This is a genomic window from Psychrobacter sp. NZS113 (assembly GCF_015864825.1).
Lineage (GTDB): Bacteria > Pseudomonadota > Gammaproteobacteria > Pseudomonadales > Moraxellaceae > Psychrobacter.
This window is the reverse complement of the sequence record NZ_JADYWL010000008.1, coordinates 63762-81123: the sequence shown is the minus strand read 5'-3', so window position 1 is coordinate 81123 and position 17362 is coordinate 63762. Positions and strand designations below refer to the sequence as shown.

General features: G+C 41.4%; 13 protein-coding genes. 4 read left to right on the top strand and 9 right to left on the bottom strand.

All coding sequences use genetic code 11. The features are described 5' to 3' along the window. The first annotated feature begins 430 nt into the window (after positions 1-430). The gene (locus I6E61_RS12085; RefSeq protein ID WP_194198144.1) at positions 431-994 is read left to right on the top strand and encodes an NUDIX hydrolase; all 564 of its coding nucleotides are present in this window, start codon (positions 431-433) and stop codon (positions 992-994) included. A 101-nt stretch (positions 995-1095) separates the two neighbouring features. Here the strand turns inward: I6E61_RS12085 and I6E61_RS12080 are convergent, their stop codons facing one another. Together I6E61_RS12080 and I6E61_RS12075 are read right to left on the bottom strand one after the other, a co-directional pair. Then, on the bottom strand, positions 1096-1560 hold the full coding sequence (locus I6E61_RS12080) for a hypothetical protein (RefSeq protein ID WP_197135011.1): 465 nt from the start codon (positions 1558-1560) through the stop codon (positions 1096-1098). A 163-nt stretch (positions 1561-1723) separates the two neighbouring features. Next, complete coding sequence (locus I6E61_RS12075; RefSeq protein ID WP_197135010.1) at positions 1724-4801, bottom strand: insulinase family protein; 3078 nt, start codon at positions 4799-4801, stop codon at positions 1724-1726. Positions 4802-5366: 565 nt separating this feature from the next. On the opposite strand from I6E61_RS12075, the gene I6E61_RS12070 reads away from it, so the two are divergent. Together I6E61_RS12070 and I6E61_RS12065 are read left to right on the top strand one after the other, a co-directional pair. Beyond that, positions 5367-5828, top strand: coding sequence for a universal stress protein (locus I6E61_RS12070; RefSeq protein WP_197135009.1), 462 nt, complete (start codon positions 5367-5369; stop codon positions 5826-5828). A gap of 90 nt (positions 5829-5918) precedes the next feature. Next, complete coding sequence (locus I6E61_RS12065; RefSeq protein WP_197135008.1) at positions 5919-6380, top strand: universal stress protein; 462 nt, start codon at positions 5919-5921, stop codon at positions 6378-6380. Positions 6381-6508: 128 nt separating this feature from the next. Here I6E61_RS12065 and I6E61_RS12060 read toward each other — a convergent pair whose 3' ends face one another. After that, entirely contained in the window at positions 6509-7444 is a 936-nt protein-coding gene (locus I6E61_RS12060) for a LysR substrate-binding domain-containing protein (protein WP_197135007.1), read from the bottom strand. Between the two features lie 223 nt (positions 7445-7667). Between I6E61_RS12060 and I6E61_RS12055 the strand changes: the two genes are divergently transcribed. Further along, positions 7668-8753 (top strand): YeiH family protein, encoded by a 1086-nt coding sequence (locus tag I6E61_RS12055; RefSeq protein WP_197135006.1) that lies wholly within the window; start codon positions 7668-7670, stop codon positions 8751-8753. Between the two features lie 192 nt (positions 8754-8945). On the opposite strand, the gene I6E61_RS12050 is transcribed toward I6E61_RS12055, so the two are convergent. The 6 genes from I6E61_RS12050 to I6E61_RS12025 form a co-directional block, all read right to left on the bottom strand. Next, positions 8946-9155, bottom strand: a complete 210-nt coding sequence (locus I6E61_RS12050) for a cold-shock protein (protein ID WP_045453470.1) — start codon at positions 9153-9155, stop codon at positions 8946-8948. A 244-nt stretch (positions 9156-9399) separates the two neighbouring features. Then, a complete protein-coding gene (locus I6E61_RS12045) occupies positions 9400-9822 on the bottom strand; it encodes a YbaN family protein (RefSeq protein ID WP_197135005.1) in 423 nt (140 codons plus the stop codon). A gap of 262 nt (positions 9823-10084) precedes the next feature. After that, positions 10085-11386, bottom strand: coding sequence for a VWA domain-containing protein (locus tag I6E61_RS12040; RefSeq protein WP_197135004.1), 1302 nt, complete (start codon positions 11384-11386; stop codon positions 10085-10087). 274 nt (positions 11387-11660) lie between these two features. Beyond that, the gene (locus tag I6E61_RS12035; RefSeq protein WP_197135003.1) at positions 11661-12650 is read right to left on the bottom strand and encodes a DUF4435 domain-containing protein; all 990 of its coding nucleotides are present in this window, start codon (positions 12648-12650) and stop codon (positions 11661-11663) included. A 3-nt stretch (positions 12651-12653) separates the two neighbouring features. Further along, on the bottom strand, positions 12654-14003 hold the full coding sequence (locus I6E61_RS12030; protein WP_197135002.1) for an AAA family ATPase: 1350 nt from the start codon (positions 14001-14003) through the stop codon (positions 12654-12656). 367 nt (positions 14004-14370) lie between these two features. Further along, on the bottom strand, positions 14371-17304 hold the full coding sequence (locus I6E61_RS12025; protein ID WP_197135001.1) for a valine--tRNA ligase: 2934 nt from the start codon (positions 17302-17304) through the stop codon (positions 14371-14373). Positions 17305-17362: the final 58 nt, after the last annotated feature.

Here is a 17362-nt window from a genome sequence, read left to right as displayed (position 1 = left end):
GTCGATGTTAGCGCAATATATGCTATCACTGCACATGCTTTATGTGACCGCGGCTCCTTATATAATGCATTCGCAAGCACATAGTAAGAATATCAAAATTAATCAGCTACAAACGGGCTGTTTTTACGAGCACTGCTAGTACGACAAAATTTGTGTTATCTTAGACTGAAGCACGGCGACTATAAGCGAGTCCAAACAGTTTAAATAAAAGACAGCCAAATGCTAAAAGTGGTCAAAGCGATGTGGTTAAAGCAATGATCTAACCAATGTAAAACGGTTTGGCTATAAATGGTTTAACCATAAACGGCTTGGCCATAAATGAAAACAAGATAGGCTATCAGCCTACAATAAGAATTATTATTCTTAGAATAATGACGTCTTTTTCTTACTTATTTTTTGATTCCTACTATTATTATACAAGGCAGTTGATATGAGCTATTGTCTCCAATGCGGTCATAAAGCAGAACGAAAGATACCACCTACAGATAATATACCGCGCTTGGTATGCCCAAACTGCAACTATATTCATTACGAGAACCCAAAGGTTATTTGTGGTTCACTTGTCGTACATAAAAATCGAGTGTTGCTATGTCGCCGTGCCATTGAGCCTCAATATGGTTTATGGACTTTACCAGCAGGTTTTATGGAGAATGGGGAGACCATGGCAGAGGGTGCTGCACGTGAGAGCTATGAAGAGGCTGAAGCGGTCGTTATCAATCCACACTTATATTGCCTATATGATATTCCTGATATCGGGCAAATATACTCTATTTATTTAGCTGATCTCAAGGACGGTGCTTATGGGATTGGTTCTGAAAGCCTTGACTCTGCTTTGTTTGCCGAAGAAGATATTCCATGGGATGAGATTGCTTTTGAAGCCATACGTCGTACTCTAAAAAGCTATTTCGAAGACCGTAAACAATTCGATGACCATGCTGACTTTCCTATACATCAAGATCATATCGGCAAAGATCAAAGTATCAAACGTTTTTAAACGTCGGCTCAACGACCAATCTATCTTTTAAAAAGCCGCTATCTCAAATAGAAATAGCGGCTTTTTATTACCTGATATTTTATATCGCCTTGCAAAACTTATCATGTTTTCCAAAACCTTTGCATGTACCACAAACTATAAAAGATGACGGCATAATGAATAATTAAGGTAATAACTCCCACCACTGCCATCACTTTATGCATGCCACTATTATGAATATCTACCCATGTGATATTGATGTCCATACTTGTTATAAGTACATTAGTATTTAGTACAAACATCACCACTGATACAGCTGTAATCATCAGCACAGAGAGAACGGCAATACGACCACATTCAGCCTTGTCCAACCCTCGATGTTGACGCTTACGAAATAAAAACGTCATTGTCATATTTAGCATAGCAATGATAGCAACGGTTAAAAGCACACCGCCTACTATAAAGTTGAATTGGTTTAAGACATACGTCAACAGCACATAGCTAAGTGCATAAAAAACAGCATACACTAACAAGCTTTTATAAGATTTGGTGTACTCAGTCACTTCTATGATTAATTTATTTGCCAAGTCGATTCCTATTAATTAACTGCTAATATAAAATTAGCCCCATCTTAAATTATTTGCAGACAAAATAAAAGCAGACAATAATTCAGTATTGTCTGCTTGTTTAATGCTCACTATCAAGATCTGGCTTTCATTTAAATATCTAGCGCTTAGTTAAAAAGCGATATTAGCTCTTTATTTTGCAAACGTTAAAGCCAAGATTTTTAACGGCGTCTTCTTTATCATAAGGCGCTAATACTGCACGCACATGACCCTGCCCTTGCAGATATTGCTTGGCAACGCGCTGTATATCAGCAATCGTCACTGCCAATATTGACGCACGCATTTTACGCTGCCAATCGACACCGCGATGATGCAGATTCGCAAAGCACGCTTTGACAGCCTCACCAGCTGGAGAACCCGGCTTATCCATACCTGAGATAATACCTAAGATGGCTTCTTCTAACTGCTCGTCGGTCTGAGGTTCATTCAATAACCATTCGATACTGGCATCAAAGTGAGCAAAGGTCTCAGCGCATTGTGGATCACGATAGCTAAAGAACTTGAAGGCACACGCATTGGCATCGTAACCCGCACCGCCACCATAAGCACCGCCGCGTTCACGAATGGCACTATGTAGATAGCCGTTGCGTAAGTAAGGCGCCAATACCATCAAGGCTGCCGTGTCAGGATGGTCGGCTGCTGGAACGGTATAAGCACTGGCATTATGGTAGACGTTGGTTGGTACTAGCCAAGCCAAATCCTCAACATCGAGCGCCACACCACTTTCTAGTGCTTTGACCGCGTCTTTCTCACCGTTCAGCGCTGTATCAAGTTGCAAATCTGCAAACTCGCTCGGGACACTGTCTTCAATACTCGTATCAGAATTGCGGAGCTGCTCGGCAATCCTTGGCGCTTGGCTGTCTTTCCAACTATCGACAATCAAGCCGCTTAAGCGTTCGCTTTGCTCAGCTTCACAGATGATAACGGCGTGCTTAGGTAAGCTGATCAAGCGTTGATGTAAATCCATCAAGCTGGTGGCCAATTTATCCCACTGTGCATCATCCGTACTGGCATGCGTTAGGAAGTCTTTTAGCGCGTTTAATGCTGGTAGACCGCTGCGCACATATTCTAACTGTGCTTGACGACTCATACCACGACTGGCGGTTTGCATGGCATAAGAATGCCCAGAACCTGCAAGGTTTGACTGCCAACCTGCTTGACGCTGCTGCAAGATTTCTTTGATACGGTCATGCTCAGAAAAGATACTGTGCTCCATCACTTCTTTGAGCAAATCAATCGCTTCAGGCTTACGATTAAGCGCACGCGTTGCCACGACGAAATAGCTGCTAATCGCTTGGCTATCATCAACATTGGTACGTTGGCTGATACGAGCCGTGACCCCTGATGAATGCGCCGCTTGCTTGGCTTGCATTTCATGAGCACTTAGCGTATCCGTTCCTAACTCTGACAACAGACTTAAATAGATAGGCAGTAATGGATGATTAATCACGTCATTGACTGGCAGCTCATCACTGTTAGCCTTACCAATCGCATCGGTCAACGGGATGATCACTTGATAGTAATAGATACCGTTAGTACCCGCTTCATATTCAAATAAAGTGCTTTCTTGCCCGCTCAAATTGACTGATTTCTGCGTGCCTTGTTTAAAGCTAATATCCGTTGGCACGTCTTCTAGACCAACTTTTGGCAATAAGCTTAAATCATCAGGTGCCGCTTGGCGTGCTGCTAAATCCAATGCTTGTTTGTGCAAGATATCTTTGTCATCAGCAGTCAAATCCATCGCGATAGTATCCAGACGAGTCTGCTCAGCGGCGGCAAGACGGGCTGTTTTTTCACTATCAGGTGTCAGAGTAACGCGGACACGATGTTGATTGTCTAACAGATGGGTTTTGATTAAATTCGGTAGCCACTGTGCATCTTTTACTTGCTCACGCAGCCACTGCAAATGCTCATCAACTTCCCACACATCAATAGGATTACCGTCATGAATGGCGGTACTAAACCCTTCTAACATAAGGTTCAGACCATAAGGGATACTATCACCGCCGATATGACGCTGATCAATCTCGATCTGGTGCAAAATAGTTTCGATGGTTTCATCATCGACTGGCGAGCTAGCCACTTCCGTGAGTAAATCAATAATGCCCTGTTCTACTGCTTCGGCATGCTCAGGGTTTGATCCGCGTAGACCCGTATAAAAGGCCATCTCGTAATGACTATCATCGAGTCCCAATAGTGGACTTGGCGCTTTACCCAGTGGATGGCTGTCAAGATAGGCACGCAGCGGCGAGCCAGCATGCTCAACCAATACGCCTTCTAATAAACGTAATGCCAAACGCTGCTTGGGATCGGTAATCGATGGTAATAACCACGCCACGACATGATGAGTTTGATCTGGGCCAGCTTCATCAGCTGTATAAGTATCTACCGCACTAACGGGCGCAGACAAACGCTGCTCTGGACGCGATACATGTTTTTTGCCCGCTTCAAACCGAGTCAAAGCATCTTCGTGTATTTTGGCTTGCGTTTCAGCAACTGGAATATTACCAAAGCTCATAATCACGCTGTTCGATGGGTGATAATGGCTCTGATGAAACTCAACCAGCTCAGTGTGCGTCAAGTCTGGGATCTCGGCAGGATCACCGCCTGAATTATAGTGATACGTCGTCGTCGGGAACAAATGATGAGCGACCGTATGATACAACTGGTCAATCTCACCGCTCATTGCACCCTTCATCTCGTTAAAGACAATACCCTTAAATTGCGGCTTGTCATTTTCATCTAACTCAACACGGATGCCCTCTTGAGCAAAGTCGAGCGGATGAATACTAGGAAAAAACGAGGCATCAAGATAGACAGCAAGCAAGTTGAAGTAGTCATTTTTATTTTGCGTTGCATACGGATAAGCCGTCCAATCAGCGGCAGTCATCGCATTCATAAAGGTATTGAGCGAACGTTTAATCATTGAGAAAAACGGATCACGGACAGGGAATTTTTCAGAGCCACATAGCGCCACGTGCTCTAATACATGGGCCTCCCCTTTTGAGTCCATTGGCTGAGTACGAAAGCCAACCAAAAAGGCATTTTCGTCACTTGAATGCGCCAAGTGATAATGCATTGCGCCTGTTTTGACGTGTTGGCTTATTAATACATCCATCGACAGCGCGTCAATGTGGCGGTGTTCAATTAACTCAAATGCAGGGTGCAAAGTTAAATCTGCAGTAAATAACGTGTCGGTCATAATTGTCCTTATGGATTGCCCAGTTTTATCTAAATATGCCATTTAACCTATCAATGAAGTCATCAGCGATAAAATAAAATTAGGGTAAACAATAGATAAATAGTGATGGTGAATGTAATACTTATCGTAGTGTCGTTTTTATATGCTATTCATATAAAATATTGTGAGTATTATTGTGATTAACCTATGAGTAATATTCAAATTTAATGGCATATACCGATACATTATGAGAAATGACAGCTGTATCAATTAAAAAGAATTTGCCTAACGAAAATAGATGGGGTTCGCACGGTCATAAGTCAAGCCAGCCATCTGGCAATAACAGACTGCTTTGCCGACTTTTTACTAGAAGCCTTTCTGTTAAAGCCTTTTTGTGCAAACCTCAGTTATCAAAACTTTCATTGTTAAGCCTTCTTTATCGAAACCGTTCTATCAAACGTTGCTATCAAAACCGACAGTACCTTATCCAGATCCAGTCATTACCACAATTAAATAGTGGTTTTAGCCCTTAACAAAGGCGTGCGTCACTGTTACTATAAAGTGAACTACTAATTAGGAGCACCTGATGAGCTACCGACATGTTTTATTAGTGACAGACTTATTGCCTGATGCGAACGAAGTTGCTCTAAAAGCCAAGCGCATTCTTGCAGGCTCTCCTGAAGCGAGACTGTCAGTCTTACATATCGTTGAGGATGATATGGTACGCTTTGGGTATGAGTTAGTACCTGCCTCTAGTCTGTCAGGTGATGTCGATGGCGAGCACTGGCAAGAAGCTCGAGCAAAGTTAGCACAGTTCTTAGAGTACAATGAGCTCAACGCAGCCAACTCCGAGGTGACTGCCGCTATCTCCAACAGCAAAGGCATCGTCAATTACTGCCAAGAAAATGCCGTCGATTTACTCATTATCGGACGCCATGAGCGCCACGGTATTGCCGCTTGGTTGATGGGAGCAACGGCAGACAGTATATTGCCAAACGTGCCTTGCGACAGTCTAGTAGTGAAGCTCGATCAGCCTGTACCAGAGTAGTCAATTATTTAGGCAATGACAGCCCAGAACTACTTAACAGCAACCATAGGTAGTGCTATAGTGAAGACTACCTGCCACGAGGAATCGCTCATGAGTTATCAACATATATTACTGGTTACCGACTTGTTATCTGATGCTGACGTGGTTGCCCAAAAGGCCAAACGTATCGTCGATAATCGTCCTGGCTCTAAGTTATCGGTATTGCATATTGTCAAAGATACGATGGTTGGTTTTGGCTATGAGCTGGTGCCAGCCTCTAGCTTGTACGATGAGATTGATGACGAACGCTGCCAAGAAGCCCGAGCCAAACTGGCAGAGTTTTTGGATCGCAACCAATTAAATGCCGTTACGTCTGAAGTAACCACTGCTATCTCAAATAGTGAAGGTATCGTCAACTATTGTCATAAGCACGATGTGGATTTATTGGTCATCGGTCGTCACGAACGCCATGGTATTGTCGCTTGGTTAAGCGGTGCCACTGCAGATAACATCTTACCAAACGTGCCTTGTGACAGCTTGGTGGTTAGACTGGATAAACCTGTCTCAAAATAGCTTACGTTTCAAAGTTTGGTTAACGAGGTTTAAACTAAGTGGCTTGTATTAAAAATAGCCCTTAAAAAAGCGTTTCATAGCATGTACTATGAGACGCTTTTTATTGTCTGTCTTTAACACTATGACCCTTATTCTGATGTCAAAATATCAATGAAGGTCTGCCAAATGGGGCTCTGATGGCGAGCTTTATGCCAGACTAGCCACCATGTCCGTGACAGATCAATTCCTGCCACATTCACTTGTACCAATGTACCTGCTGCCAGCTCTGGCTCAATCACATACTGCGACAAACAACCCAATCCAATATCGGCACTGACCATATGCTTGATGGCTTCTGATTGTTGAATCGCCATAATGACGTCCGCATCGGGTAAATGCTTTAGCAACTGCTCATCGATAATTTGCCGCGTACCAGAGCCTGTCTCTCGCACCAGTAATGGCAATCGTGCCAGTTGTTCAATACTAAGCTCGTAGCAATCGCCCGCATCATTATAGGATGCTATATCTACTAGCCACTGACTATCGCGCTTGGCAAATATCATTAACTTGTCCGTTCGCCATTCTCGTTGTTCAATGGCTTTCATATCTGTCGGACGCGGCATCCCTTCTACTAGGGCAATATCGATATTGAGTTGCTCAACCTCGGCGACCACTTCTTGGGTATTGGCAATATAGGTGTTCACACTCGCATCTGGCAGTGCTTTATATAATTTAGCCAGCAGCGGTGGCAATACATAGTTGCCTATGGTGGTACTCGCGCCAATATGAATCTGTCCTGCTTGGTGCTTATGATAATGCTCAAGCGTTAATGACTGACCCAAGATCGCTTGCGCTTGCACATAAATGGGATGGGCATTGGGATGCTGATTGAGCCGTCGCCCAACGCGCTCAAACAACGGCATTTGCAATCTAGATTCAAGCTCAGTCAGCGCGCTACTGACTGCTGACTGTGATAAATGCAGCTCTTCACTGGCACGGCTGGTGCTGCCCGTCTGATAAATACTCACAAATACCGCCAATTGCTTTAGCGTAATCTTTGGTAGCGTCTGCATCGCTTTTTTCATTAGTTCATGATGCCTTATGTCAGTTTTTAGCCTGTTTTATTCGCTATACCTATCTTTGTTCGATCTTAATATCTTTTTTATTAACTTTAGATAGTCAGCATTAACCTAAAAAATCGATAGTTTGTATCTTATTAATCTGTTTTTATTATAAATCAGCTTGTCTTATACTGTCTATTCATAAGTTTATGCTTATTTCGATTAGCGATAATAGGATAGGTCTGTCATGCATGCTTTTACCCACTCAGTGAATCGTTACTTTCCCAGCAATCGGCACTTAGCAGGATTAGTCGTGGTGCTGGTCGGTAGCTTATTTTGTTTATGGCTCAATAATGGTCTAGACACTTGGTCGAACGGGCGCATCGTCGGATTATCTTCTTTAACATTGGCGATTTTGTTCGGTATGCTATTGGGTAATACGGTGTATCCTAATTTCGCTGAGCAGCTAAATGCTGGCGTATGCTTTGCCAAAGGTCAAATCTTGCGCTTAGCGATTATGTTTTATGGGTTTAAGCTGACGATGACCCAAGTGGCTAGCGTGGGTATGCCAGCGATCATGACCGATGCTTTGGTACTGACATCGACCTTTTTATTGACCTATTGGCTAGGAACGAGATGGCTAAAAGTCGATAAAAAAACAACTCTATTGATTGGCTCAGGCGCTAGTATTTGCGGAGCAGCAGCAGTCATTGCCGCAGAGCCAGTGGTCAAAGCAGAAGCACATAAGGTCACTATCGCTGTAGCGACCGTCGTCGTCTTTGGCACTATTGCAATGCTGCTATATCCATTCTTATATCATCTCGGTTGGTTGCAGCCTTGGCTAAATGCTCAACAATACGGCATTTACACTGGCTCGACCATACACGAAGTGGCACAAGTCGTGGTCGCAGGTAACGCGATCAATCCTGAGGTTGGTAATACAGCCGTCGTGACCAAAATGATACGCGTGATGATGCTCGCTCCTTTTCTACTGATTTTATCTTTTGCTTTAACCAAGGGTGACAATGACAGTCATGGCGAGACACTGTCATTTATAGACCGTATCAAACAAGTCAATGTGCCATGGTTCGCCTTTATTTTTATTCTTATCGTTGTATTGCACACGTGGGTGCCGATGTCTGACAGCTTTGAGCGAAGTATGGTCAAGTTTGATGATGTTTTGCTGACGATGGCTATGTTTGCACTGGGATTGACGACTCACCTGAGTGCTATTAAACAAGCTGGCGTGAAGCCACTCATCTTGGGTGCTATTATGTTTGCTTGGTTAATCATCGGCGGTGGCCTGATTAATATTGCTATTAGCTCTATCTGATAGATTCACTACACTCTCTAAAAAGAGAAATGCCTACGACTATCAAAATAGTACGTAGGCATTTTTAATTCTAAACTTTGACTTCAGAACCATATGATATTTAATGGCTCATATCAAATGATAGACGAAAAAAAACGAACCCGAAGGTTCGCTTTTTTTACATCTATTCATCTATCTGTCTATAAAGACAAATTAGATAGCAACGATGTTATGTGCTTGTGGGCCTTTTTGACCTTGAGTTACAGTGAACTCAACTTCTTGGCCTTCAGCTAAAGTTTTGAAGCCTGAACCAGTGATTTCGCTGTAATGAGCAAAAACGTCTGCGCCAGTTTCTGGAGCGATAAAACCGAAACCTTTAGCTTCGTTGAACCACTTAACTGTACCTTTTTGAACGTCTGACATAATATAATCCTACTTTTAAATTTATTAATGGCCTAGTGACCGGTAACGCTTGCAAATAGCTACTGAACGATAAATATTAAAACGAAGGATTATAACTAATACTACGAGGTAATGATTTGGTGCAGAACTGCTCTTAAGCTTGGGCATATTATAAGTCGAACATCCTGATTTCGCAAGTCCTATCTGAGATTTCGTGTAACTGGAGGCCTTTTTTCGCTGTTTTTTGACCTATTTTCACTGTTTTTTAGGCATTTGGTAATCGGAACAAATACACCGCTACCCCACTACAGACCGCCGCTACCGCCCATGCCATCCACATCATATCAGCAGGTAAACGATAAAATAATATAGATGTCGATATTGCCATCATTATCGTGGCTAACCACTTGGCATAGAAAGGTACTGCATGATTATTTTCCCAATCACGGACAAACTTCCCAAAAAACTTATGATTGATCAGCCAAAAATGAAAACGCCTTGAGCTACGCGCCCAGCACCCTGCTGCTAGCAATATAAATGGCGCGGTGGGCATTACTGGTAGTAACGCCCCCACTATTCCCAATACAAAAAATAGCCAACCTAACGTCAAAAACAGCCAACGTACGGTAGGGTTCTTTGATTGATTGGTTTTGGGACGGTAATAGAACGTTTTTTTATTATTGGTCATAGAAGCCATGTTGTTAGACAGTTCAGCGATAGAAGTGAGTGGCTACTGATTTTTATGAGTAGCTACCTATACAAGCCATTAAGCATGCAATATCACCGAAAATTGTACAAGACTATTTATATGAGGTTTTTGCTATAGATAAGTAGGTTTGGTTAGTGATGGGTAAATAAACGACCAAACCTATCTCTTGCGTTACCTTTATGGATACCTATCTAGGTATTTATCGACTGGTTATTAGTTCTAGGTGTTTATCGACTGGTTATTAGTTACCGCCAGTCACTATCCCAAGCTGCTTGGCTTCTTTTAGCCACATTGGAAACTCTTCTAGCATGTTTTCATACAAGGCTTCTTCGCTAATGTCATCCAAATCATCAAGTTCAAAAAAGTCGCAATTATCAATCACGCGCCCTTCCATATCGTCTAGTTTTTTTAGGATGCCATAACCACGACCACCCAAGCCCACAAACTGCCAAAATATCGGTAGTTTCGCGGCTTCTGTCATGACTCTCGTGATACCGCGATTGTCATTGACCCCACCATCACTGATAAATAGCACGTAGATGGGCACATCCAAGCCGTCTTTTTGATAAAACTCCGTCACGGCTTTCATGACCTCTGCTTCATTGTTGATACGTGGGCCAAGTGCCCATTTGCGCCAGCCGCCATGAGCGTTATCAATAAAACCGTCATAGTTGCTCAGCCCAATCTCGCCCAAATACTGCGGATCACGGGCAAACGCCCAACAGTCTAATGCTTGGTCATCATCAAAGCTCACTGCCAATGGCAATATGCGATTGACTACCTCTTGCACCCGGCCTTTTTTGTACTGTCTGTTCATTGAGCCTGAGGCATCTAGCACCAATGCTACCTTTGCGGTTAATTGCTGCAATTGGCGTTTCTCAAGCGATATCGTGGCTTTTTTGGCCAGATTGACCAGTTTTGGCGCTTTGTCTAGCATGACCTTTTCTAATGAAGGTTTTGCTTTAACTGGCGCTGCGGTTACGGCTGCTGCTTGCGGGCTACTCTCTTCTACGTCACCACCGAAATGCTGCACAATGGCGGCAAGTCCACCATTAAAGCCTTGCGCGACGTTAGATACTCGCCAAACGCCACTCTTACGATACAGTTGCATCAGCATACTGGCTTGCTGCTGGGCAAAGTCTGCTGCTTGATACTCTGCCTGTACTTTTTGCGATTGCTGCCAAATGCCAATCTCTAACGATTGAATTTGATTAAGCGGCGTGTCAGCTGATAACACAAAAAACAAGCTGTCTATATTGGTAGCCAGTTTGGATAAGTTAACTTCAAACTCAGCTTGGATACCTTTACTCACCGTTGGCTGCGACTCGTAATGGGTGAGCTTGATTTGCCCACAAGGTGAGGTTGGCTGATTATAAAACACCATGTAATCATCATTAATCAGTTTTCCCGCTGCGTCTAAGGCAAAGCAGCTGATGTCCATCTCTATTGGGCTTTGGCGAATGAACTTAAGCGTGATGGGTGCGGTATCGTCAATAGCAAGATTGCTTAAAGGCGAGCGTTGTCCGACGGTGAGATGGTTCATGGTGTTCCTTACTTTAACTTTAAAGTGTTATTCCTTTAAAGATAATAGACTAATTACTGACATTAAAAAACCGCTACAGCGTGTGCTGGAGCGGTTTTTTATTTTGGGGTCAAGCTATTATAAGCAGCTAACATCTGTTTCTATCGAACCTTAATGCGTTATTCCACTAAGTCGTTATTGTCCCACGGCGAGATGATTAATAGCAGATATAAAATTAAATATTTTGTATACACACTGATAGATCAAATAAACTGAATATATGGTACAGAATCTATTAATATGTTAGATACCTACTTTTAAAGTCCTCTAGAAATAACCTCAGACCTTCTGGTTCTTCTGTATATATAGAAAAATCGTTAATAAAATCATTAAGACTTAATTGTTTACTGAATTTAAAATCTTCTGATAACTCTACATCATTTTGGCAAAATTTATTTTTCAAGCTATTTAGGACTTTATAAGAAATATAAAGCAACTCTTTACCTCTATAGGATTTTACAATTCCGTACCTATCAAAATATTCATCGTTTTCAGAAAATCTGCTTTCTATTTTTTCCTTATTATACTGATCTATACTTATAGGAAATAGTTTGTTGAAAAAGGATGTGTCAATAACTCCATCATTTATAATCTTCTGGTTATAATTCTTAACAATCTTATCTATAACATCATCAGAATTACGAAATTTTATATTTAAATCATTCGTAACAATAGCTCTCAAACATATCATGTAATCTCGAACCAGCATCAGGAACCTATTTTTTTCAGAAACAATGTATCTATTTACTATCAGGTAATCTGAGTTTTCTTCAAGCTCTCCATCTTCTTCTGTACGTTTTTTTACTAAATTTGTCAAACCATCTAAAACATTTATAAAAAATTGATCAGTTATATAAAAATTTTCAATGCTATATTTATTTAGTCTAAACACCCTATTATCAGACATTAAAATATGACTACAATTTAAGTAAAAATCTGAATCTAAAAAAGATATAAATGAATGTTGAGAATAATAACTACTATCATTAATAGCTTTCAGTAAATCATAAGATTTATCAATGCCATTACTAACTATTTTTTCAGTCCCAGTATTTAATATTGACTTTACTTTGACATTATAAAAACTAAAATCTTCGTCTCCTTCAAAAATACAAATAACTATGTCTTTATCTCTATAAGCTTTCGTTTTTGTTATACTCATAAACTCTTTGAATAGAACAGAAGAGTCTTCAGTTTCTAACAACATTTCTTCCACTTTATTCATTAACTAACACCCTATCCTTTCTTCGATGTCAATAGTATATTTTTTTAATCCGTTAGAAAATACGAATGGTGAGTGCGTTGAAGCAATTAGAAAACCACAGTTTTCCAGTTTATAGATATCTTCCAAGATCATTTTTTGCCATGTTATAGAAATAGATATTTCAGGCTCATCAAATATAACAGCTATATTCTTGTCTTCTGTTAAGATCAACCTTGCAAATATAGATATTATTTGTTTTTCACCTGAACTTAAAAGATTAAAGTCAATACTTTCCTCTCTTTCACCATCTAGTTTTAATATATCTAAACTTACCTTTATTTCATCATAATATATCTTTTTATTTTTGAGATATTTATTGCAGATTTGGGAGAATTTTATTAATTTATTGTCACTTTTATTCTGATAATCGTGCAATTTCAGCATATTATTTAAAAAATAAACTAATGTACTATTACTATATATCTCTCCGCTATCTATCAAATTAAATATTCTATCCTTGCTACTTTCACTTAGATATTTTTCATCTATTCTCCCTAAAGTCTTTCTAATAATATTCTGATCGTGAGTATCAAAATAAGTTACATTATCTTCGTGGTTAAGAATTTCATTAATCATTTGTCCGTTCACCTTAGAAATCCAATCTATTGAAGATTGAATTATTTTATCAGTGATATCTTTGATAGCATTCTTTACATCATTCATACCAAAATTAATATCAATCCCTTCTACCTCTTCAATGCCAAAATACTCTAATCTCTGCTCAATTCTACGATAAGTTGGTAAAAACAATGTATCAAAACCTAATTTTTTTCGAGTATATTCTAGTTTTTTAATAATCTCCTTATATTTATATAATAATTCTTCTTTATGTATAGATTCATAATTTTCTTGATCCAAATAATCTAAACTAATTTTTTTCTCATACTCATCAAATAAGCTACGTTGAATTACTTTTTTACTTTTAAAATTATGCCACCTACTTGCAAGTTGTGAATTTTTATTATCTCTATATATAATTTCACTATGGAAGTATTCAAGAAGATCTAATTCTTTTTTATTAATTGTCATCTGCTCAGAAACAGCATTCTTTCCAACCTTATAAAAAATTCTTATAAATTCGAAGTTTACATCTTTTAAATATTTTATATTCCCACTAAATATTGCATAAAACATATTAAGTAGACTGGTCTTACCAAATCCGTTATCACCCACAACAATCAAACAATTATCATAAATATCGATATTTAGATTTTTACTTCCATGTAACCCTCCTACTATAATTCTGTTTATAGAAGTTATACTTACTTTCGTGTCTAATTCATTACTATTAACCTTATGAAGATATTTATTCATAGCATTCCTGTCAATTATTTATCGAAATAAATTTAAGTAAAAATTATTACTCAATATATATTTATTAAAAACGTACTTTATACATTACTTAATTCTACAATCTGCAATCTGCATTATCATCGCCATCAACTGCTATTTTTCTCAGCCAGTTTAGCATTGACTATTTCTGTAGGCGTTTTACTAACGATACTTTTTGCAACTTTCAAAGATATATTCGAGCTCATCTCAATAGACTACAAATAATAGCACACAAATATTTAGTATTTATTAGTAATAAGAGTTAGTTAAAGAACTAACCAGTAGACAATAAAAAACGCCATCACAAATGTGACAGCGTTCTTTATTACTATAGATACTTACGCTTTATTTACAACGCTTTCAACTGCTCCATCTGCGCCGTCATCGCGGTCAACTGCCCTTCTAGCTCAGCCAGTTTCGCTTTCTCAGCATCGACCACTTCCGCAGGGGCTTTACTCATAAAGCCTTCATTACCTAACTTACGCGCGATGCCTTCGGCTTGACCTTTCAACTTATCATATGACTTACCCAAACGAGCCAGCTCAGCCGTTGGATCAATCAGACCTTTCATCGGTACGAGTACCCGTAGCTGACCGACCATACTTGATGATGACAGTGGCACCTCATCGCCTTCTTTTAGGATGGTTAAGCTATCGACTTTGGCAAGTGCTTTAAACTGATTGGCGATACGTGAGAGACGCTCGTCTTCTGCTAGAGAGATATTTTGTAGCAATACTGGCAGACGTACGGCGTTGCCCAGTTTCATCTCACCACGGATGTTACGGACACTAGCAATTAACTCTTGTAGCCACGCCATATCCGCCTCAACTTGCTCACTGATTTGTGCCTCATCCGTTTTTGGATAGTCAGCGACTACGATGCTATCGGTGTTTTTGCGACCTAGTAATGGCGCCACAGTCTGCCAGATTTGCTCGGTCAGATACGGCATGATTGGATGGCTAAAGCGTAGCGCTGTCTCTAGTACATGCAGCAGCACATAGCGAATTTGCGCTTTACGCTCGTCCGATACCGAGTCATCATTTAGACTGGCTTTGGCAAGCTCAACGTACCAATCACAGTACTCGTTCCAGATAAACTCATAGATATCTTGGCTGACCATATCCAGACGATACTGGGCGAAATGCTGATGGATATCGGCAACGGTAGAGTTCAGACGACTCATGATCCATTTTTCTGGTAATTCCCATACATCAGGATTCGCGGCTTGGTCGATAGGCTTGGCAGCACCTTCGCTATCGACACAGTTCATGAGTACAAAACGGCTGGCGTTCCAGATTTTATTACAGAAGTTACGATAGCCTTCGACACGCTTTAGATCAAAGTTAATATCGCGACCGGTACTGGCTAAGGATGTGAAGGTAAAGCGCAGTGCATCCGTACCAAAGGCTGGGATGCCTTCTGGGAACTCTTTACGCGTTTGCTTTTCGATTTTGGCCGCGTCTTTTGGATTCATCATATTGCTGGTGCGTTTTTCTACCAGCGCTTCCAGATCAATACCATCGATTAGGTCAATCGGATCTAAGACGTTACCTTTAGATTTTGACATTTTTTGACCATTGCCATCACGTACCAGACCATGCACATAGACGGTCTTAAACGGTACTTGCGGCGTACCATCTTCGTTTTTCACGAAGTGCATGGTCATCATGATCATGCGGGCAACCCAAAAGAAGATAATGTCAAAACCTGTCACCAACACGCTGGTTGGGTGAAAGGTGTCCATCACGCGTGGATCGGCGTTGACGTCTGCCCAGTCAAGCGTACTGAACGTCCACAGACCAGAGCTGAACCACGTATCGAGCACGTCATTATCTTGGCGCAATACGATATTGTCGCTTAGATTGTACTTGCTACGTACTTCCGCTTCGTCACGGGCGACATAGATTTCACCTGTCGCATCGTCATACCATGCAGGGATACGATGTCCCCACCACAGCTGACGGCTGATGCACCAATCTTGCAGATCGGTCATCCACGACATATACATGTTTTTGTACTGCGCAGGGACGAACTCGATGCTCCCGTCTTCTACCGCGTCAATCGCAGGCTTGGCCAGCTCTTTAACCGCGACATACCACTGATCGGTCAACCACGGCTCAACGATCGTACCGCCACGCTCAGCACGTGGGGCTTTTAGTGCGTAGTCTTCGATATCTTCTAGCCAGCCCTGCTCGCCTGCTTGCTCAACGAGGAACTTACGAGCGGCAAAACGCTCAAGTCCTGCATACTCGCTTGGTGTGGTCTCTAATTCTGGCTCACGCGTTTGCAAGTCAGGATAGACTTCCATCGCTGGCAAAATATTGGCGCGCTCATCAAGGATGTTAATCAATGGCAAGCTATGACGACGACCCAATTCATAATCGTTAAAGTCATGCGCTGGGGTAATTTTTACGCAGCCCGTACCGAAGTCTTTTTCGACATAATCATCAGCAACGATAGGCACGACGCGACCCGTGATTGGCAAGGTAATGGTTTTACCGACTAAATGTGCATAACGCTCATCGCTAGGATTGACTGCGACAGCCGTATCACCAAGCAAAGTCTCAGGACGTGTGGTGGCGACGACTAGATAGTTTTTACCATCTTGGGTGGTTAGCTCTGCATCCGTGAAATGATAGCGGAAATGCCACAAGCTGCCTTTTTCGTCGTGGTTTTCTACTTCTAGGTCAGACAGCGCGGTTTGGAACTTAGGATCCCAGTTGACCAAACGCTTACCACGATAGATAAGGCCATCGTCAAATAGACGTACGAACACTTCTTTTACCGCGTTAGATAGACCATCATCCATGGTAAAGCGCTCACGTGACCAATCAACCGAGCTGCCTAAACGGCGAATTTGGCTAGTGATATTGCCACCCGACTCTTCTTTCCATTCCCACACTTTATCAATGAAGTCTTCACGCGTCATATCACGGCGCTTGATACCTTGCGCCTCCAAACGACGCTCAACGACCATTTGAGTCGCGATACCAGCATGATCCGTACCTGGCTGCCAAAGCGTATTGTCACCATCCATGCGGTGATAACGGGTGAGCGCATCCATGATTGCGTTGTTAAAACCATGGCCCATATGTAGCGAGCCAGTGACGTTCGGCGGTGGTAGCGCGATAGAAAATGACTCGTCTTTGTCAAAAGTCGGCTGAAAATAGCCGCTTTCTTCCCAGCCTTGATACATGCCTGCTTCGACTTCCGCAGGATTATAGGCGTTTTCAAGTTGGCTTAAGGCCGCTTGGATAGAGGCGGTTAGGTTGTGGTTACTCATAATGGCATTATCTTTTATTGATTGAATGTGATCAAAGTTAATTGAATTAAAGCGAATA